Source organism: Pantoea sp. DY-5 (genome assembly GCF_019795955.1).
In the GTDB taxonomy this organism is placed as follows: domain Bacteria; phylum Pseudomonadota; class Gammaproteobacteria; order Enterobacterales; family Enterobacteriaceae; genus Pantoea; species Pantoea leporis.
Map to the genome: position 1 here is coordinate 1,393,836 of NZ_JAIMIE010000001.1, position 20,223 is coordinate 1,414,058.

16 protein-coding genes and 7 tRNA genes are annotated in these 20,223 nt (G+C 53.9%); 21 read left to right on the forward strand and 2 right to left on the reverse strand.

Annotated features, from left to right (window positions below; translation table 11 throughout):
* Positions 1–44 precede the first annotated feature (44 nt).
* From nagA to K5Y30_RS06665, 11 genes are all read left to right on the forward strand, one after another.
* Entirely contained in the window at positions 45–1,193 is a 1,149-nt protein-coding gene (nagA, locus tag K5Y30_RS06615; protein ID WP_222210745.1) for an N-acetylglucosamine-6-phosphate deacetylase, read from the forward strand.
* Between the two features lie 7 nt (positions 1,194–1,200).
* Complete coding sequence (locus tag K5Y30_RS06620) at positions 1,201–2,421, forward strand: N-acetylglucosamine repressor (protein ID WP_101763239.1); 1,221 nt, start codon at positions 1,201–1,203, stop codon at positions 2,419–2,421.
* A gap of 41 nt (positions 2,422–2,462) precedes the next feature.
* On the forward strand, positions 2,463–3,215 hold the full coding sequence (locus tag K5Y30_RS06625; protein WP_192236634.1) for an HAD-IIA family hydrolase: 753 nt from the start codon (positions 2,463–2,465) through the stop codon (positions 3,213–3,215).
* 317 nt (positions 3,216–3,532) lie between these two features.
* A complete protein-coding gene (gene asnB, locus K5Y30_RS06630; protein ID WP_008107047.1) occupies positions 3,533–5,200 on the forward strand; it encodes an asparagine synthase B in 1,668 nt (555 codons plus the stop codon).
* A gap of 215 nt (positions 5,201–5,415) precedes the next feature.
* Positions 5,416–5,492: transfer RNA gene (locus tag K5Y30_RS06635), tRNA-Met, on the forward strand.
* 7 nt (positions 5,493–5,499) lie between these two features.
* Positions 5,500–5,584: transfer RNA gene (locus K5Y30_RS06640), tRNA-Leu, on the forward strand.
* Between the two features lie 21 nt (positions 5,585–5,605).
* Positions 5,606–5,680, forward strand: a tRNA-Gln gene (locus tag K5Y30_RS06645).
* 34 nt (positions 5,681–5,714) lie between these two features.
* A tRNA-Gln gene (locus K5Y30_RS06650) sits at positions 5,715–5,789 on the forward strand.
* Between the two features lie 26 nt (positions 5,790–5,815).
* A tRNA-Met gene (locus K5Y30_RS06655) sits at positions 5,816–5,892 on the forward strand.
* A gap of 6 nt (positions 5,893–5,898) precedes the next feature.
* Positions 5,899–5,973: transfer RNA gene (locus K5Y30_RS06660), tRNA-Gln, on the forward strand.
* 28 nt (positions 5,974–6,001) lie between these two features.
* Positions 6,002–6,076 (forward strand) — tRNA-Gln (locus K5Y30_RS06665).
* A 103-nt stretch (positions 6,077–6,179) separates the two neighbouring features.
* Here K5Y30_RS06665 and ubiF read toward each other — a convergent pair.
* Complete coding sequence (gene ubiF, locus K5Y30_RS06670) at positions 6,180–7,352, reverse strand: 3-demethoxyubiquinol 3-hydroxylase (RefSeq protein WP_222210746.1); 1,173 nt, start codon at positions 7,350–7,352, stop codon at positions 6,180–6,182.
* A gap of 169 nt (positions 7,353–7,521) precedes the next feature.
* Between ubiF and miaB the strand changes: the two genes are divergently transcribed.
* The 9 genes from miaB to K5Y30_RS06715 all read left to right on the forward strand — a co-directional run bounded on the left by miaB (position 7,522) and on the right by K5Y30_RS06715 (position 16,828).
* Positions 7,522–8,946 (forward strand): tRNA (N6-isopentenyl adenosine(37)-C2)-methylthiotransferase MiaB, encoded by a 1,425-nt coding sequence (gene miaB / locus K5Y30_RS06675; RefSeq protein ID WP_222210747.1) that lies wholly within the window; start codon positions 7,522–7,524, stop codon positions 8,944–8,946.
* 207 nt (positions 8,947–9,153) lie between these two features.
* Positions 9,154–10,227 (forward strand): PhoH family protein, encoded by a 1,074-nt coding sequence (locus K5Y30_RS06680; protein WP_101763243.1) that lies wholly within the window; start codon positions 9,154–9,156, stop codon positions 10,225–10,227.
* On the forward strand, positions 10,224–10,697 hold the full coding sequence (ybeY, locus tag K5Y30_RS06685; RefSeq protein WP_008103651.1) for an rRNA maturation RNase YbeY: 474 nt from the start codon (positions 10,224–10,226) through the stop codon (positions 10,695–10,697). The genes K5Y30_RS06680 and ybeY overlap by 4 nt, the downstream gene beginning before the upstream one ends.
* A gap of 82 nt (positions 10,698–10,779) precedes the next feature.
* Entirely contained in the window at positions 10,780–11,661 is an 882-nt protein-coding gene (corC, locus tag K5Y30_RS06690) for a CNNM family magnesium/cobalt transport protein CorC (RefSeq protein ID WP_008103653.1), read from the forward strand.
* Between the two features lie 4 nt (positions 11,662–11,665).
* Positions 11,666–13,192, forward strand: a complete 1,527-nt coding sequence (gene lnt / locus K5Y30_RS06695; RefSeq protein ID WP_222210748.1) for an apolipoprotein N-acyltransferase — start codon at positions 11,666–11,668, stop codon at positions 13,190–13,192.
* 437 nt (positions 13,193–13,629) lie between these two features.
* Entirely contained in the window at positions 13,630–14,523 is an 894-nt protein-coding gene (locus tag K5Y30_RS06700) for a glutamate/aspartate ABC transporter substrate-binding protein (RefSeq protein ID WP_101763246.1), read from the forward strand.
* 161 nt (positions 14,524–14,684) lie between these two features.
* A complete protein-coding gene (locus tag K5Y30_RS06705; protein WP_061717388.1) occupies positions 14,685–15,425 on the forward strand; it encodes an amino acid ABC transporter permease in 741 nt (246 codons plus the stop codon).
* Entirely contained in the window at positions 15,425–16,102 is a 678-nt protein-coding gene (gene gltK, locus K5Y30_RS06710; protein ID WP_101763247.1) for a glutamate/aspartate ABC transporter permease GltK, read from the forward strand. The genes K5Y30_RS06705 and gltK overlap by 1 nt, the downstream gene beginning before the upstream one ends.
* Positions 16,103–16,828, forward strand: coding sequence for an amino acid ABC transporter ATP-binding protein (locus K5Y30_RS06715; RefSeq protein ID WP_008103661.1), 726 nt, complete (start codon positions 16,103–16,105; stop codon positions 16,826–16,828). It begins immediately after the preceding gene.
* A 96-nt stretch (positions 16,829–16,924) separates the two neighbouring features.
* Here K5Y30_RS06715 and K5Y30_RS06720 read toward each other — a convergent pair whose 3' ends face one another.
* Positions 16,925–17,407 (reverse strand): zinc ribbon-containing protein, encoded by a 483-nt coding sequence (locus K5Y30_RS06720; RefSeq protein WP_007890691.1) that lies wholly within the window; start codon positions 17,405–17,407, stop codon positions 16,925–16,927.
* Positions 17,408–17,629: 222 nt separating this feature from the next.
* Here K5Y30_RS06720 and leuS point away from each other — a divergent pair, with 222 nt between their 5' ends.
* Entirely contained in the window at positions 17,630–20,212 is a 2,583-nt protein-coding gene (gene leuS / locus K5Y30_RS06725; protein ID WP_222210749.1) for a leucine--tRNA ligase, read from the forward strand.
* Positions 20,213–20,223 lie beyond the last annotated feature (11 nt).

Sequence of the window (20,223 nt, forward strand, 5' to 3'; positions counted from 1 at the left end):
ACCTGCTGCTTTCAGGCAGCAGGCTTAGCCGGGAGAGAGAAACGATGTACGCATTAGTGAACGGCCGGATTTTTACCGGTCATGAAATTCTGGACAATCATGCAGTTGTGATTGCGGATGGCCTGATTGAGCGCGTGTGTCTGCGTGATGCCTTAGACGCGGCAATTGCACAGCAGGATGTGGCTGGTGCGTTTATCGCTCCTGGTTTTATTGATTTGCAGCTTAACGGCTGCGGCGGCGTGCAGTTCAATGATGACATCAATGCGTTAAGCGTTGAAACGCTGGAGATCATGCAGCGCGCCAACGAGAAATCAGGCTGCACCAGCTATTTGCCAACACTGATTACCAGCACTGATGCGCTGATGAAACGCGCCGTCGAAACCATGCGCGCCTATCTGGAGAAGCATCAGAATCAGGCTATCGGCCTGCATCTGGAAGGTCCGTGGCTGAATAAAGCCAAGAAAGGCACGCACAATCCTGAATTGATTCGCCTGCCGGATGCCGAGCTGGTGGATTTCCTCTGCGCCAATGCCGACGTCATCACTAAAGTCACGCTGGCACCTGAAAATACGGGCAGCGAGGTGATTCGTCAGCTGCGTGATGCCGGCATCATCGTGTCAGCGGGTCACTCCAACGCGACCTATGAAGAAGCAAAAATTGGCTTCAGCGCGGGCGTCAGCTTTGCTACGCATCTCTACAATGCCATGCCAACCTTCGCTGGACGTGAGCCAGGTCTGATCGGTGCGCTGTTTGATTCGCCTGATGTATACTGCGGCATCATTGCGGATGGTTTACATGTCCATTACGCTAATGTGCGCAATGCAAAACGCATTAAAGGCGACAAGCTGGTGTTAGTGACGGATGCCACAGCACCGGCGGGCGCATCGATTGATCAATTTATTTTTGCAGGCAAAACAATATACTATCGCGATGGCCTGTGCGTTGACGAGAACGGTACGCTCAGCGGTTCTGCCTTGACCATGATTGAAGCGGTGCAGAACAGCGTTGAACATTGCGGTATCGCTCTTGATGAAGCGCTGCGTATGGCGACGCTCTATCCAGCGCAGGCGATGGGTGTGGAGAAGCAGTTAGGCACGGTCGAAGCAGGAAAAGTCGCCAACCTGACTGTCTTTACCCGCGATTATCAAATCACTAAGACGTTCGTCAACGGAGACAACGTCCTCAGCGAGTAAGCATTGAATGACCACTGGCGGCCAGTCTCAAATAGGAAATGTTGATCTTGTTAAACAACTCAATAGTGCAGCCGTTTATCGGCTAATCGATCAGCAGGGGCCAATTTCGCGCATTCAAATTGCCGAACACAGTCAGCTTGCGCCCGCCAGTGTCACCAAAATTACCCGCCAGCTCATTGAGCGCGGCCTCATCAAAGAGGTGGAGCAACAAGCCTCCACCGGTGGGCGTCGCGCGATCTCCATCATTACTGAAACCCGTCATTTTCATACTATCGGCGTGCGCTTAGGGCGTAATGACGCGACGTTGACGCTGTTTGATCTGAGCGGAAAATCGCTGGCGCAGGAAGATTATCCGCTGCCCGAGCGCACGCAGGAAACGCTGGAGAACGCGCTGTTCAATGCCATCAGCGCCTTTATGGCCGCGCATCAGCGTAAGATTCATGAACTGATTGCTATCTCGGTGATTCTGCCCGGATTGGTCGATCCCATTAACGGCATCATTCGCTACATGCCGCACATCGCGGTAAGTCATTGGCCGCTGGTTTCCAGCCTGAAAAAACGCTTCAACGTCACCAGCTTTGTTGGTCATGACATCCGTAGCCTGGCGCTGGCCGAGCACTACTTCGGTGCAAGTCGCGATTGCGCAGACTCCATTCTGGTGCGTTTGCATCGCGGCACCGGTGCCGGAATCATCGCCAACGGTCACATTTTCCTCGGCAGTAACGGCAACGTGGGCGAGATTGGCCATATTCAGGTTGATCCGCTGGGTGAACGTTGTCACTGCGGCAACTTTGGCTGCCTGGAAACCATTGCGGCTAACGGCGCGATTGAAAACCGCGTGCGTCACTTGCTGAATCAAGGCTATCCCAGTTCATTAACGTTGAATGATTGCCTGATGCCGCAGATTTGCCGCGCCGCTAATCATGGCGACGCGCTGGCGTGCGAAGTGATTGAACATGTCGGCCGCTATTTAGGCAAGGCGATTGCTATCGCCATCAACCTGTTCAATCCGCAAAAAGTGGTGTTGGCCGGTGAAATCACTGAAGCCGATAAAGTACTGTTTCCTGCTATTGAAGGGTGTATCAATACGCAGACGCTGCCTGCCTTTCGTAAAAATCTGCCGGTGGTGCGTTCCGAACTCGATCATCGCTCGGCGATTGGCGCTTTTGCGCTGGCAAAACGCGCTATGCTGAATGGCATTTTGCTGCAACATCTGCTGGAAGAGTAATCACCAGCCTGCTGTTAAGCAGGCCCGACCGGATGCAATCTATGACGATTAAAAGCGTAATCTGTGACATCGACGGCGTGTTGATGCATGACAATACCGCCGTTCCCGGTGCGAAAGAATTTCTGCAGCGCATTCTGGCGAAGGATATGCCGTTGGTAGTGTTGACCAACTATCCTTCGCAAACCGCGCTGGATCTGGCGAACCGCTTTGCCAACGCCGGCATTGACGTACCGGATTCGGTGTTTTACACCTCAGCGATGGCCACCGCCGATTTCCTGCGCCGTCAGGAAGGGAAAAAAGCCTACGTAATTGGCGAAGGTGCGCTGATTCATGAGCTGTATAAAGCTGGCTTCACCATCACCGACGTTAATCCAGATTTCGTTATCGTCGGTGAAACGCGCTCCTTCAACTGGGAGATGATGCATAAAGCCGCTTTCTTTGTTGCCAATGGTGCCCGTTTTATCGCCACCAATCCTGATACCCACGCGCGCGGCTTTGTTCCGGCCTGCGGTGCGCTCTGCGCCGGTATCGAAACCATCTCCGGCCGTAAACCGTTTTATGTCGGCAAGCCGAGCCCGTACATCATGCGTGCAGCGTTAAACAAAATGCATGCGCATTCGGAAGAGACGGTCATTGTCGGCGATAACCTGCGCACAGACATTCTGGCGGGCTTCCAGGCGGGTCTGGAAACTATTCTGGTGCTGTCTGGCGTATCCACGCTGAGTGATATTGATGCGATGCCTTTCCGCCCGGATTGGATCTATCCATCGGTCGCCGATATCGACCTGTTCTGATTCCAACCATCACCTCTTCTTATAGCCCTGCTTATGCAGGGCTTTTGTTTTTTCTGTAGTTAAGCCTTTCTTTGCCGCTCGCAACATGCTTACAAAACGAACGATAATGCAGTTTCATTAGATAGCATCTAAAATAAACACGCATTAATTGAATAATATTCATTATTAGTTGCTCATCAACATTCTTTTTATCAAAGAATCGCAATTTTGCTTGCACTAACACCACCATTTAGCGCATTTTCTTATACATCACGCAGTCAAGGCTGCCGGACAAACGTAGAAATAACTTCGCCACAAGGTGAGATCAGGAGTCAGTTATGTGTTCAATTTTTGGTGTGCTGGATCTGAAAAGCGATCCTATTGAGCTGCGCAAGAAAGCGCTGGAATCTTCTCGTCTGATGCGTCACCGCGGCCCGGATTGGTCAGGTGTTTATGCGGATGATAAAGCCATTCTGGTGCATGAGCGTCTGTCGATTGTTGACGTTAACAACGGCGCGCAGCCGCTGTATAACGCTGACCACACCCACGTACTGGCTGTTAACGGCGAAATTTACAACCATCAGGCGCTGCGTGCTGAGTTGAGCGATCGTTACGCTTTCCAGACCGGTTCTGACTGTGAAGTGATCCTCGCGCTGTATCAGGAAAAAGGCGTCGATTTCCTCGACGAACTGCAAGGCATGTTCGCCTTCATCCTGTGGGACAGCGTGAAGCAACAATATCTGATTGGTCGCGACCATATCGGCATTATCCCGCTGTATATGGGCAACGACGAGCACGGCAACCTGTATGTCGCTTCCGAGATGAAAGCGCTGGTGCCGGTGTGCCGCAGCATCAAAGAGTTCCCGCCGGGAAGCTACATGTCGAGCGCTGATGGTGAAATCCGTCGTTACTGGCAGCGTGACTGGATGGAATATTCCGCCGTTGAGCACAACACCACGGATGCCGCCGAGCTGAAACATGCGCTGGAAGAGTCAGTAAAAAGTCACCTGATGTCTGACGTGCCTTACGGCGTGCTGCTGTCTGGCGGCCTGGACTCATCCATCATATCTGCCGTGACCAAACGCTTTGCTGCTAAACGCGTAGAAGATGCGGATAAGAGCGATGCGTGGTGGCCGCAACTGCACTCCTTCGCGGTTGGCCTGGAAGGTTCTCCAGACCTGAAAGCAGCGAAATCAGTCGCAGAACACCTTGGCACCGTGCACCACGAAATCCATTTCACCGTGCAGGAAGGCCTGGATGCGATCCGTGACGTGATTTACCACATCGAAACTTATGATGTGACCACCATTCGCGCCTCTACGCCGATGTATTTAATGTCGCGTAAGATCAAAGCGATGGGCATCAAAATGGTGTTGTCCGGTGAAGGTGCGGATGAAGTCTTTGGCGGCTACCTCTATTTCCATAAGGCGCCTAACGCCAAAGAATTCCACGAAGAGAACGTGCGTAAACTGCTGGCTCTGCACATGTTTGACTGTGCTCGCGCCAACAAAGCGATGTCCGCCTGGGGCGTGGAAGCGCGTGTACCGTTCCTCGACAAGAAATTCCTCGACGTGGCGATGCGCATCAACCCGGCAGACAAACTGTGCGGCAGCAACGGCAAGATGGAAAAACATATCCTGCGCGAATGCTTCTCTTCTTACCTGCCGGAGAGCGTGGCGTGGCGTCAGAAAGAGCAGTTCTCTGACGGCGTTGGCTACAGCTGGATCGATACGCTGAAAGAAGTGGCGGCGAAGCAAATCACCGACCAACAGCTGTCGACTGCGCACTTCCGCTTCCCGTACAACACGCCGAACTCGAAAGAAGCGTATCTGTATCGCGAGATCTTTGAGGAATTGTTCCCGATCGCCAGCGCCGCAGAGTGTGTGCCAGGCGGTCCATCGGTGGCCTGTTCTTCGGCTAAAGCGATCGAGTGGGATGAAGCCTTTAAATCCATGGATGACCCTTCTGGTCGCGCCGTAGGTGTGCATCAGTCCGCGTATAAATAAGGTTTTTACTCAACAAGATATGGGGCTCATTCGAGCCCCTTTTTTATGCAATTTATCGTACAGCCTGTGAAATTAGCCGAATAAATCACCAGCCTGGTTACAAGCCAGACAAACAGGCGTTTTAAGGCGAAAAACGGCAAAAAAATTGTTGACGCTACAAGACTCAATACGCATAATGCGCCCCGCAACGCCGATGAAGGTTACGCGAAAAAGATGGCTACGTAGCTCAGCTGGTTAGAGCACATCACTCATAATGATGGGGTCACAGGTTCAAATCCCGTCGTAGCCACCATCTTTTTGCGGGAGTGGCGAAATTGGTAGACGCACTAGATTTAGGTTCTAGCGCCGCAAGGTGTGCGAGTTCAAGTCTCGCCTCCCGCACCATTTCAGTCTTCGGCAGCCGGATGGGGTATCGCCAAGCGGTAAGGCACTGGTTTTTGATACCAGCATTCCCAGGTTCGAATCCTGGTACCCCAGCCAATCCGGATTATGTTGTGGATACAAAGTCGACGAATGGGATATCGCCAAGCGGTAAGGCACCGGTTTTTGATACCGGCATTCCCTGGTTCGAATCCAGGTATCCCAGCCATCGTCGGACGCAGTAAGCAGTACAAAGGCTACGTAGCTCAGCTGGTTAGAGCACATCACTCATAATGATGGGGTCACAGGTTCAAATCCCGTCGTAGCCACCAAATTATTGGGGTGTCGCCAAGCGGTAAGGCTCTGGTTTCTGATACCAGCATTCCGGGGTTCGAATCCCTGCACCCCAGCCATAAAAAGACAATTTGATAAAACACCTATTGGGGTGTCGCCAAGCGGTAAGGCACTGGTTTCTGATACCAGCATTCCGGGGTTCGAATCCCTGCACCCCAGCCAAATTGCACAATAAAGCCCGCTTATGCGGGCTTTATTGTTTTCTGCGTTTGGCAAAGTGGTGAGCACACTTTTAACCAGGAGCGCGTAAATGCGCTCCCTACAATCACAAACCTAATGCGTAACGCAGCACCTTGCGTTTCAACGCTCCGGCATTCTCCGCCGCAATCAGCGCCAGGTTTCGGGCAAAGCGCAGCGGCGGCAGTTTATTGCTAAACGCGAAGTAGAACAGATCCATCCCGCCCTGCATCAGTAAATTATCTTTGTAACGCTGACGATGATAACGCTGCAGCACAGCGTCCGATGACCAGAGCTCAGCCTGGTTGCGCGCCTCGACCAGCGTAGTGATCAACGCATCCACATCCCGATAGCCCAAATTAACGCCCTGCCCGGCCAGCGGATTGATGGTGTGCGCCGCATCACCCACCAGCGCCAATCCCGGCATCACATACCGAGTGGCATGACGTCGCACCAGCGGGAAAGAGGCCGCGGTTTTCACCCGAATACGCCCAACGCGTGCCGGGAAGTGAGCATAAATCTCTTTCTCCAGATGCTGGAGCGGCAAACTTTGCAGCTGACGGATGCGCGCAGGCGCGTCGTACCACACCAGCGAAGCGCGACGAGCAAACAGCGGCAGGAAAGCGCGCGGCCCTTGCGGCGTAAACTGCTGCCAGGTGGAGTCGCCTGCATCCTGCTCGCACTCTACACTGATTAGCATGCAGGATTGCGCATAATTCCAGCCACGTACGCCAATGCCCGCTAACTGACGCACACGCGAATTAGCACCATCTGCGCCGACCACTAAACGCGCATCCAGCGTTTGTCCGTTATCGAGTTGCACCTGCCAACCAGCGCGATGCGACTGCAAACTCTGTAAACTCGCCGGGCAGATCAGCGTGATGCCCTCTTGCTGCATTTTTTCCCACAGCGCACGCTGCAACACGCTGTTTTCCACCATGAATCCCAGCTCGGGCAGCCCAAGCGACGCCGCATCAAACTTCACATGCGCGTTTTGCCACTCCCAGGTCTCCAGCTGGCGATAGGGCGCACAGCGCATCGCCTGCACACGCTGCCAGACATCCAGTTGCTGCAGCAGCGCCACCGACGACGCACCAATGGCGGAGATACGCACATCTGGCTCGCTGCCGGCATCAAAGCTTGCCGGTTCCGCCCGTTCAATGACCGCTACGCGAAACTGCTGCTGCGCCAGGCCACACGCCAGCGCCGCACCAACCATGCCACCGCCCACGATCACCACATCAAAATGTGAATCCTGCATCGACTCTAATCCTTCTTTTTGCCGTGAAACCTTCCAGCATCACGTTGATAGCTAAAGTGTACCGGAAATTAGCAGCGCGATGCGATGCAGATGCGTGAAGCCTGGTAACAACAGCGTCGAAGCATTACAATACGCGCCCTGCACTTCGCTTGAATCAATGGCTAGTTCGATGACCAAAAAACTGCACATCAAAACCTGGGGCTGTCAGATGAATGAATACGATTCATCGAAGATGGCCGATCTGCTGAACAGCACGCACGGCTACACCCTTACCGAGGAAGCTGAAGAGGCGGACGTTCTGCTGCTCAACACCTGCTCCATCCGTGAAAAGGCGCAGGAGAAGGTTTTTGCTCTGTTAGGCCGTTGGAAAAAGCTGAAAGCGAGCAATCCCGATGTGATCATCGGCGTGGGTGGCTGCGTGGCCTCACAAGAAGGTGAACGTCTGCGCCAACGCGCCAGTTACGTCGATATCGTCTTTGGCCCGCAGACCTTACATCGTCTGCCGGAGATGATTAACACCGTGCGCGGCAGTAAAAGCCCGGTTGTTGACATCAGCTTCCCTGAAATTGAGAAGTTTGATCGCCTGCCAGAACCGCGCGCCGATGGCCCAACCGCCTTTGTGTCGATCATGGAAGGCTGCAACAAATATTGTACTTTCTGCGTGGTGCCTTACACGCGCGGCGAGGAAGTCAGCCGTCCGAGCGACGATATTCTGCTGGAAATCGCCCAGCTTGCCGCTCAGGGCGTACGTGAAGTCAACCTGTTGGGCCAGAACGTCAACGCCTATCGCGGCGCCACCTTTGATGGCGATATCTGCACCTTTGCTGAGTTGCTGCGCTTAGTGGCGGCGATCGACGGCATTGACCGTATTCGCTTCACCACCAGCCATCCTATTGAATTTACCGATGACATCATCGAGGTTTACCGCGATACGCCCGAGCTGGCGAGCTTCCTGCATCTGCCGGTTCAGAGCGGATCAGATCGCATCCTGACGCTGATGAAGCGCGCGCACACTGCACTCGAGTACAAAGCGATTATCCGCAAGCTGAAAGCCGCACGTCCGGATATCCAGCTGAGCTCTGATTTCATCATCGGTTTCCCCGGCGAAACGCAGCAGGATTTTGAGCAGACCATGAAGCTGGTCGGTGAAGTGAATTTCGATGTCAGCTTCAGCTTTATCTACTCCATGCGCCCAGGCACGCCGGCGGCCGATCTGCCCGACGATGTGACAGAAGAGGAGAAAAAGCAGCGTCTTTTCATCCTGCAGGACCGCATCAATCAGCAGGTGATGGCGTGGAGCCGCCGCATGCTGGGCACCACGCAGCGCGTGCTGGTGGAAGGCATTTCGCGTAAGAATGTGATGGAACTGACCGGCCGCACCGATAATAACCGCGTGGTGAACTTCGAAGCGCCGGTTGAAATGATCGGGAAGTTTGTTGATGTCGAAATTGTTGATGTCTATGCCAGCTCACTGCGCGGCGTGCTGGTGCGCACCGAAGATCAAATGGCGCTCCGTGTGGCCGAAAGCCCGGCGTCAGTGATTGCGCGTACTCGCAAAGAGAACGACATCGGCGTCGGACTGTTCCAGCCTTGAAACCTCGAACGTTGAGCGACAGCGCACAAAGCGCTGTCGCCTGTTTCATCCCCAGGCCCTTGCTTTCCACAAGTGCTGCCCAAATATCGACTCTGAAGCTTGCGCCACTGCGCAGCGCCATAAATAATTTCATAAAGATGTGGAGAGATTGCTCTTCGGCATCCGGCACACCTTTTCAACTGGCCCTGAGTGACCTTAAGGATTCATTTGAATATCGAAACGCGTGAAATCGCCCTTGAACCGGCAGATAACCAACGACTGATGAGCTTGTGCGGTCCGATGGATGACAATGTGAAACAGCTGGAGCGCCGTTTGGGCCTTGAAATCAAACGCCGCGACAACCAGTTCACGCTCACTGGCCGCTCGCTGTGTGTGGACGCTGCCGTCAATATCCTGCGCACGCTGTATGTTGATACCGCCCCAATGCGCGGTCAGATCAAAGATATCGAACCGGACCAGATTCACCTGGCAATCAAAGAGAGCGGCGTTCTGGAACAGAGCGCTGAGAGCGTGCCGGAATTCGGCAAAGCGGTGAACATCAAAACCAAGCGTGGCGTCATCAAACCGCGTACGCCTAACCAGGCGCAATACATCGCCAATATCTTCTCCCACGACATTACCTTTGGTATCGGCCCGGCCGGTACCGGTAAAACCTATCTGGCGGTCGCTGCCGCAGTGGATGCGCTGGAGCGTCAGGAGATTCGCCGTATTCTGCTGACGCGTCCGGCGGTTGAAGCTGGTGAGAAACTCGGCTTCCTGCCCGGCGATCTCAGCCAAAAGGTCGATCCCTATCTGCGCCCGCTGTACGACGCGCTGTTCGAAATGCTCGGCTTTGAGCGCGTAGAGAAACTGATTGAGCGCAACGTGATTGAAGTGGCTCCGCTGGCCTACATGCGCGGACGCACGCTGAACGACGCCTTTGTGATTCTCGATGAGAGCCAGAACACCACCATCGAACAGATGAAAATGTTCCTGACGCGTATCGGCTTCAATTCGAAAGCGGTCATTACCGGCGACATCACGCAGATTGACTTGCCGCGCAGCACCAAATCCGGCCTGCGCCACGCCATTGAAGTGCTGGCAGAAGTCGATGAGATTAGCTTTAACTTTTTCCACAGCGAAGACGTGGTGCGTCATCCGGTTGTCGCACGCATCGTGAATGCTTATGAAGCCTGGGAAACCGCCGACCAGAAACGCCGTGATCAACAGGCAGAAGAGCGCAAACGCGAAGCTATCGCGGCTCAGCTTGCCAGCCAAACCAGCCCGCAGGAGCGTTCATGAGCGCGGTGATTCTTGATTTACAACTGGCCTGCGCCGATGAAAACCATCTGCCGGCGGAGAGTGATTTTCAACGTTGGCTGGAAGCGGCGGTAACGCCGTTTCAACCGGAAAGCGAAGTCACAATACGTCTGGTGGATGAAGCCGAGAGTAATGAGCTTAATCTGACTTATCGCGGCAAAGATAAGCCGACCAACGTGCTGTCATTCCCGTTTGAAGCACCGCCGGGAATTGAACTGCCGTTGCTTGGCGATCTGATTATTTGCCGTCAGGTTGTTGAGCAAGAGGCTGCTGAACAAGGCAAAACCGTTGAAGCCCACTGGGCGCATATGGTGGTGCACGGTACGCTGCATCTGCTGGGTTACGACCATATCGAAGATGAAGAAGCCGAGGAGATGGAGGCGCTGGAGACCGAGATAATGCTTGCTCTTGGTTATCCTGATCCGTACATTTCGGAGAAAGAAGACGCCTGAGCCGCTGGTTCAGGTTATTGCGCTGCTGGCGCGGATGCCAGCAGCCCCAATCCCTCATTAGAGAGAACTAAATAAAAACGCCATGAGCGACGACCATTCTCAAAACAGCGACGCACCCAGTAGTAAAAAGGGATTTTTCTCCCTGTTAATCAACCAACTGTTTCACGGTGAACCCAAAAACCGTGATGAACTGCTGGGGTTAATCCGCGATTCTGAGCAAAAAGAACTGATTGATCAGGACACCCGCGACATGCTCGAAGGGGTGCTGGACATTGCCGAACAGCGCGTGCGCGACATCATGATCCCCCGCTCGCAAATGATCACCCTGAAACGCAACCAGACTCTGGAAGAGTGCCTTGCGGTGATTATTGAATCCGCGCACTCACGCTTCCCGGTGATCAGCGAAGACAAAGATCACGTTGAAGGCATTTTGATGGCCAAAGACCTGCTGCCGTTTATGGCCAGCGCGTCTGAGCCGTTCAGCATCGAAAAAGTGCTGCGCACCGCTGTAGTGGTACCTGAAAGCAAGCGCGTCGATCGCATGCTGAAGGAGTTCCGCTCACAGCGTTATCACATGGCGATTGTCATTGATGAATTTGGTGGCGTCTCGGGTCTGGTGACTATTGAAGATATTCTTGAGCTGATTGTTGGCGAAATTGAAGATGAGTATGACGATGAAGAAGATCGTGATATCCGTCAGCTCAATCGTTACACCTATACCATGCGCGCCTTAACGCAAATTGAAGATTTTAATGAGGTCTTTGGCACCGATTTCAGCGATGACGAAGTCGATACCATTGGCGGATTGGTCATGCAGGGATTCGGCCACCTTCCCGCTCGCGGCGAAAGTATTGTCATTGATGGCTATCAGTTCAAAGTCGCCATGGCTGACAGCCGCCGTATCATCCAGGTGCATGTAAAAATTCCGGAAGACTCACCACAACCGCAACTGGAAGACGAATAACTTTATGGCTTTAGCCTCTCTTTACTCGCAGCAGCGGGTTCGCCTGCTGCTGGCGTTAATTACGGGTGCCATTGGCACCCTTTCCTTTTCCCCCTACGATTTCTGGCCTGCGGCGTTAATTTCGCTGTTTGGTCTGCAACTGCTGCTGCTGGAACGTCGCACTGCGCAGGCAGCGGCGATCGGCTTCGTTTGGGGCTTTGGGCTGTTTGGCAGCGGCATCAATTGGGTTTACGTCAGCATCGCCACCTTTGGCGGCATGCCCGGCCCGGTGAACATCTTCCTGGTGATTCTGCTGGCGGCTTATCTGTCGCTCTATCCGTTGCTGTTTGCCACCCTGCTCAACCGTTTCTGGCCGCGCGCCACAATCTGGCGTTTGGCTTTAGCGGCACCCGCGCTGTGGCAGATTAGCGAATTCCTGCGCGGCTGGGTGCTCACCGGCTTTCCGTGGCTGCAGTTTGGCTACAGCCAGATTGACGGTCCGCTAAAAGGCCTTGCGCCGCTGGCCGGTGTTGAAACCATTACCTTCCTGTTGATGGTGATCGCAGGCTTGCTGGTGCACGCGCTGCATCATCGTACCGTTAAAAGCTTGATTGCCGCCGCGCTCCTGCTGTTACTGCCGTGGCCGCTGCGCATGTTGCAGTGGTATCAGCCGCTGCCGGAACACAGCGTTGATGTTGCGATGGTGCAAGGCAATATTCCGCAGTCGATGAAGTGGGATCCGCAGCAACTGCTGAACACGCTGCGCGTTTACACTTCCTACAGCCAGCCGTTTATCGGCAAAGCGCCGATCATCATCTGGCCCGAATCAGCGATTACCGATCTGGAAAGCAACCAGCAGCCGTTCCTGCGGGCGCTGGATGCTGACCTGCGCGCGCGCGGCAGCTCATTGATTACCGGTATCGTGGATTCTCGCGTGGAAGGCGATAATCGCTATCACGACTACAACTCGGTGATTGTGCTGGGTGGCGAGCAGCCTTACAGCTATCAAAGCCAGAACCGCTATCAGAAGAATCATCTGGTGCCATTTGGTGAGTTTGTGCCGCTGGAAGCGTTGCTGCGTCCGCTGGCGCCGTTCTTCGATTTGCCGATGTCCTCCTTCAGCCGTGGCGCCTATGTCCAGCCGCAGCTGAAAGTAGCGGGTTATCACCTGACCAGCGCTATCTGCTATGAGATCGTGCTGGGCGAACAAGTGCGCGCCAACTTCCGTCCCGATACCAACTTCCTGCTGACCGTCTCCAACGATGCCTGGTTCGGTCACTCCATCGGACCGTGGCAGCATTTCCAGATGGCGCGCATGCGTGCGCTGGAGCTGGGACGTCCGTTACTGCGCTCCACCAATAACGGTGTCACAGCGGTAGTGAATGCCAACGGTGAAGTGGAGAAGGAGCTGCCGCAGTTCACACGCGATGTGCTGGAAGCCAAAGTCACGCCAACCACGGGTGAAACGCCGTATGCGAAAGCGGGCATCTGGCCAGTGTGGCTAGTGACGTTGATTAGCATCGTGGTGGCCATTCTGCGCCGTCGCCATTAGTTCAGGCAGCTATGCAAACAGGCGAAGTGAATACTTCGCCTTTTTTATGCGCTGTTTTCTCTTCCTTCCGTGGTGCTTTCCCCGATTCTCTGCTGGCTTTTTACACTTCTTCATCGTGCTGGCACGATCATTGCTATTTATTTCAGTGATTTTCGTAAACATCGGCTTTTGTCAGCGTAGTGCAACCTTTACGCACTAATTTATGGCAATGATGCGCACTCTATTAGCGCATCGGGGAGTTTTTGCCTTTTATTGGTGCGGAGCGGCTCGCAAAAAAGAAACTTTTTTGTTTCATTGCGTTAACAATTCGCTATGTTAATCACTATCCTGCGTGCGGTTGCGCTATGGGATAACAAAAAAAGCAGCACGAAATACACACAACATCACAATCTGCGCAGTTTATGTTCTGCGCGACATCCATACGAAGGAGTTGGAACATGCAGATACGCAAAGTGGCATTATCTCTTTTGCTGTTGGGAGCAGCAGCGGGAGCGGCCCAAGCGGAAGATCTCACCGGTACCCTGAAAAAAATCAATGATAGCGGCGTGATCGTCGTTGGGCATCGTGAATCATCAGTTCCCTTTTCTTACTATGACAACCAGCAAAAAGTGGTTGGCTATTCACAGGATTATTCAAACGCCATCATCGCGGCTATTAAAGCCAAACTGAATAAGCCTGATTTGCAGATCAAAATGCTGCCGATTACTTCGCAGAACCGTATTCCTCTGTTGCAGAACGGAACTTACGATTTTGAGTGCGGTTCTACCACCAACAACCTGGAGCGTCAGAAGCAAGCGGCATTCTCTGACACCGTGTTCATCATCGGTACGCGTCTGCTGGTGAAAAAAGGCGGCGACATCAAAGATTTCCCTGATCTGAAGGGTAAAACCGTTGTCGTGACCTCCGGTACCACTTCAGAAGTTCTGCTGCACAAACTGAACGACGAGCAAAAAATGGATATGCGCATCATCAGCGCGAAAGACCATGGCGATTCTTTCCGTACGCTGGAAACCGGTCGTGCTGTGGCCTTCATGATGGATGACGCGCTGCTGGCAGGTGAACGTGCCAAAGCCAAGAAGCCAGACAACTGGGACATCGTGGGTACACCGCAGTCGAAAGAAGCTTACGGCTGCATGCTGCGTAATCAGGATCCACAGTTCAAACAGCTGATGGATGAAACCATTGCTAAAGCGCAAACCTCTGGCGAAGCCTCAAAATGGTTTGAAACCTGGTTCAAAAAACCGATTCCACCGAAGAATCTGAACCTGAACTTCGAACTCTCAAGCGATATGCAGGCCCTGTTCAAAGCACCGAACGACAAAGCACTCTGAATTAACAACGACAACAAGGGCAGCCCCGCTGCCCTCTCGATTGCTGAACATGCGGTGCGGACAGACAGACTGTAACAGGCCGTTCCCCTGAAGCAGGATGCAAGACACCGCTCAACAATCTTATGGGTAGCCTCGCTACCCTTTTTTTACCGGAGCTCGTTATGGGTATCGATTGGAACTGGGGCATTTTTCTTGAACAGGCCCCGTTCGGCAATACGACTTACCTCGGCTGGCTGTGGTCCGGTTTTCAGGTCACCATTGCGGTGTCCTGCTGCGCCTGGATTATCGCCTTCCTGGTAGGTTCCTTATTTGGCATTCTGCGTACCGTGCCCAACCGCCTGCTGGCGGCGATTGGCACCTGCTACGTGGAGCTATTCCGTAATATCCCGCTGATTGTGCAGTTCTTCTTCTGGTATCTGGTAGCGCCAGAACTGGTGGGCGAAAAGCTGGGCATGTGGTTTAAATCGGAGCTGGATCCCAACATCCAGTTCTTTGTCTCCTCAACAATTTGCCTTGGCTTGTTCACCGCTGCGCGCGTCTGTGAACAGGTACGCGCGGCGATTCAGTCGCTGCCACGCGGTCAGAAAAATGCCGGCCTGGCGATGGGCCTGACGCTGCCGCAAACCTATCGCTATGTGCTGCTGCCGAATGCCTATCGCGTGATTGTGCCGCCGATGACGTCGGAAATGCTTAATCTGGTGAAGAACTCGGCGATCGCCTCAACCATCGGACTGGTGGATATGGCGGCGCAGGCCGGCAAGCTGCTGGATTACTCCGCGCATGCCTATGAATCCTTTACCGCCATCACTCTGGCGTACGTCGGCATTAACCTGGTCATCATGCTGATTATGAGTGTGGTAGAACGCAAAATTCGCCTGCCTGGCAATATGGGAGGCAAATAATGTACGAGTTTGACTGGAGTTCAATTGTTCCCAGCCTGCCTTACTTGTGGAACGGGTTGATCATTACCTTCAAGATCACCGCGATTGCCGTGGTGTTTGGCATTATCTGGGGCACGATTTTGGCGGTGATGCGCTTGTCGCCAATTGCGCCGATACGCTGGTTTGCCAAGCTGTACGTTAACCTGTTCCGCTCCGTACCCTTGGTGATGGTGCTGCTGTGGTTCTATTTGGTGGTGCCCGCCTTCCTGCAACAGGTGCTGGGCTTATCGCCTAAATCCGATATCCGCCTGATTTCTGCCATGGTGGCATTTGCGCTATTTGAGGCCGCGTACTACTCGGAAATCATCCGCGCCGGTATTCAGAGCATCTCACGCGGGCAGTCCAATGCCGCGCTGGCGCTCGGCATGACGCACTGGCAATCGATGAAACTGATCGTATTGCCGCAGGCGTTCCGCGCCATGGTGCCGCTGCTGCTGACGCAGGGCATCGTGCTGTTCCAGGATACCTCGCTGGTGTATGTACTGAGCCTGGCCGATTTCTTCCGCACCGCTTCAACCATAGGTGAGCGTGACGGAACCCAGGTTGAAATGATTTTGTTTGCTGGTCTGGTCTACTTTGTGATCAGCCTGAGCGCTTCGCTGTTGGTTACCTATCTGAAAAGAAAGAGGACGGTTTAAATGATTAGCCTGAAAAATGTTTCAAAGTGGTATGGGCACTTTCAGGTGCTGACCGACTGCTCCACCGAAGTGAAAAAAGGTGAAGTGGTGGTGGTCTGCGGTCCGTCTGGCTCAGGTAAATCAACGCTGATTAAAACCGTGAACGGTCTGGAGCCGATTCAAAAGGGCAGCATTCAGGTGACTGGCACCGAAGTGAACAACAAAAAAACCAACCTCGCTCAATTGCGTAGCAAAGTGGGCATGGTGTTCCAGCATTTCGAGCTGTTCCCTCATCTCAGCATCATCGAGAACCTGACGCTGGCGCAGGTCAAAGTGCTGAAGCGTGATAAAGCGGCCTCGCGTGAGAAAGCGCAGGGCTTGCTAAAACGCGTTGGGCTCTCTGCGCACGCGGATAAGTTTCCTGGCCAGCTTTCCGGCGGCCAGCAGCAGCGCGTAGCAATCGCGCGTGCGTTGTGCATGGATCCGGTGGCGATGCTGTTTGATGAGCCGACCTCGGCGCTCGATCCTGAAATGATCAACGAAGTGCTGGATGTGATGGTTGAGCTGGCGAATGAAGGCATGACCATGATGGTGGTGACGCATGAAATGGGCTTTGCGCGCAAAGTCGCCAACCGCGTGATCTTTATGGATGAAGGAAAAATTATCGAAGACACCAATAAGGATGACTTCTTTAACAACCCGCAATCCGATCGTGCCAAAGACTTCCTGGCGAAAATCCTGCACTGATTCAACTTCTGCTAGCCAGGTGCGCATGAATGCGCACCCTACAAGATTATCTCGCTTGCGTTGGGTCGTCATGGATGACGACATGGTTACCCTTCATCAGGGTTCAAACGGCTGACGCTGGAACTGATCGTGCCCGCACTCCGGGCAGCGCGTTAAGCTCTCTGGCGTATAAATCGCCCGTGTGAAGCCGCACTTCTCACAGACTAAATTCCCCAGCCCCACCACTTCACCGCTCTGGTAGACGCCGTGATGACGCAAATCCTGAAACACTTCACGCCACTCGAGCTGACTTTTATCGGTGATATCCGCCAGTTCCTTCCACAGACTTTCACGAATCACGCGCAAAAACACTGAATCGCCGACCACATCAGAAGACTCCTGATAGCTCAGCGCAAACTCGTGTAAATCGCGCCGCACGGCGCGCATCACTTCATTGACCTCGGCGGGCGACAGCGTTTTTTTCGCCAGCAAACTTTGCCGCGCCTCGGCAACCAGCGCATCAACATCGCGCTCGCCATGATCCAATCGTTGGGATAATGCTTCAATCGTTGCACGGTATTCCTGCGCCACGTTATTCATTTTATTCTCCTTTCCGCTGCGGATACTGCTGTTAAGTTTAGCGGTTTTGTCACAATTGCATCGGCAGCAACCTAAGAAATCACAAAAGGGTGAAAGCGGCGGCGCATTCGGCAGAAATCCGGCCAGCGAGGGCGTGAAAAGTTGTTGATGCGCAGCCTTATGGGTATGCTATGCGGATCTAAAAGTATGCTTAGCGATTTTCACAAAGGACCACAGGCAGCCATGCAAGAGCAATACCGCCCGGAAGAGATAGAATCCCGCGTCCAACAACACTGGGACGAAAACGAAACCTTTAAAGTGACCGAGCAGGAAGGCAAAGAAAAATATTATTGCCTTTCGATGCTGCCCTATCCTTCTGGCCGCCTGCACATGGGGCACGTGCGTAATTACACCATTGGCGATGTGATTGCGCGTTACCAGCGTATGCTCGGCAAAAACGTTCTGCAGCCAATTGGCTGGGATGCGTTTGGTCTGCCAGCCGAAGGCGCTGCGGTGAAAAACAACACCGCGCCGGCGCCGTGGACGTACGACAATATCGCTTACATGAAGAACCAGCTGAAATTACTGGGTTTTGGCTATGACTGGAGCCGCGAACTGGCGACCTGCCAGCCAGAATACTATCGCTGGGAACAGTGGTTCTTCACTAAGCTGTATGAAAAAGACATGGTCTATAAAAAGACCTCGGCGGTGAACTGGTGCCCGAACGATCAGACCGTGCTGGCCAACGAACAGGTTATCGACGGCTGCTGCTGGCGCTGTGATACCAAAGTTGAGCGCAAAGAGATCCCACAGTGGTTCGTCAAAATCACCGCCTATGCGGAAGAGCTGCTCAACGATCTCGATAAGCTGGAAGATTGGCCGGAGCAGGTCAAAACCATGCAGCGCAACTGGATTGGCCGCTCTGAAGGCGTGGAAATCACCTTTGACGTTGCCAACAGCGCTGAGAAGCTGACCGTTTACACCACCCGTCCAGACACCTTTATGGGTGCAACCTATGTGGCGGTTGCCGCAGGTCACCCACTGGCGCAGCAAGCCGCTGCCACTAATCCTGCGCTGGCTGAATTTATCGACGAATGCCGTACCACCAAAGTCGCCGAAGCCGACATGGCAACGATGGAGAAGAAAGGCGTGGCCACCGGCCTGTTCGCTATCCATCCGCTGACCGGTGAAGAAATTCCGGTGTGGGTCGCTAACTTCGTGCTGATGGAATACGGCACCGGCGCGGTAATGGCTGTTCCAGGCCACGATCAGCGTGACTGGGAGTTCGCTACCAAGTACAACCTGAACATTAAGCCGGTGATCCTGAATCTCGACGGTTCTGAACCGGACCTGAGTGCTGCCGCGATGACCGAAAAAGGCGCGCTGTTCAACTCGGGTGAATACAACGGTCTGGATCATCAGGCGGGCTTTAACGCCATCGCCGATGCGCTGGCTGCCAAAGGCGTGGGCGTGCGTAAAGTCAATTACCGTCTGCGCGACTGGGGCGTTTCCCGTCAACGTTACTGGGGCGCGCCAATTCCAATGGTGACGTTGGAAGATGGCACCGTGATGCCAACGCCAGAAGATCAGCTGCCGGTCATCCTGCCAGAAGACGTGGTGATGGATGGTATCACCAGCCCAATCAAAGCCGATCCTGAGTGGGCCAAAACCACCGTTAATGGCCAGCCTGCGCTTCGTGAAACCGACACCTTTGACACCTTTATGGAGTCATCCTGGTACTACGCGCGTTATACCTGCGCCAACTACCATGAAGGCATGCTGGATCCGGCGGCGGCAAACTACTGGTTGCCGGTCGATCAGTATGTTGGCGGTATCGAACACGCCATCATGCACCTGATGTATTTCCGCTTCTATCACAAGCTGCTGCGTGATGCTGGCCTGGTGAACTCTGATGAGCCGGCCAAACGCCTGCTGTGTCAGGGCATGGTGCTGGCTGATGCGTTCTACTACCTCGGCGTGAACGGCGAGCGTAACTGGGTTTCTCCGGTTGACGTGACCGTAGAACGCGACGAGAAAGGCCGCATTATCAAAGCCACCGACAACGAAGGTCGTGAAGTGGTTTACGCCGGCATGAGCAAAATGTCGAAGTCGAAAAACAACGGCATCGATCCCCAGCTGATGGTTGAGCGTTACGGTGCAGATACCGTTCGTCTGTTCATGATGTTTGCTTCGCCAGCAGAGATGACGCTGGAGTGGCAGGAATCGGGCGTTGAAGGTGCTAACCGCTTCCTGAAGCGCGTATGGAAACTGGCTTACGAGCACATTGCGAAAGGCGCGACCGTGGCGCTGGACGTCAATAACCTGAATGACGACCAGAAAGCGTTGCGTCGCGATCTGCACAAAACCATCGCCAAAGTGGCCGATGATGTGGGTCGTCGTCAGACGTTCAACACCGCCATCGCTGCCATTATGGAGCTGATGAACAAACTGATCCGTGCCCCGCAGGAGAGCGAGCAAGATCGCGCGCTGCTGCAGGAAGCGCTGGTCGCGGTGACGCGTCTGCTCTATCCATTCACCCCGCACGCCAGCTATGTATTGTGGCAAGCGCTGGGCGGCGAAGGCAGCATCGACGAAGCCAGCTGGCCGGTAGCCGAAGAAGCGGCCATGGTGGAAGATTCGCTGCTGGTGGTAGTGCAGGTGAATGGCAAAGTGCGCGGCAAGATTACCGTTGCGCCGGATGCCACGCAGGAGCAGGTGCAGGCGCGTGCTGCGCAGGAGCATTTGGTGGCGAAATATCTGGATGGCGTCACCATTCGTAAAGTGATTTATGTCCCTGGCAAACTGCTTAACCTGGTCGTAGGTTAAGTTCAGGAGGA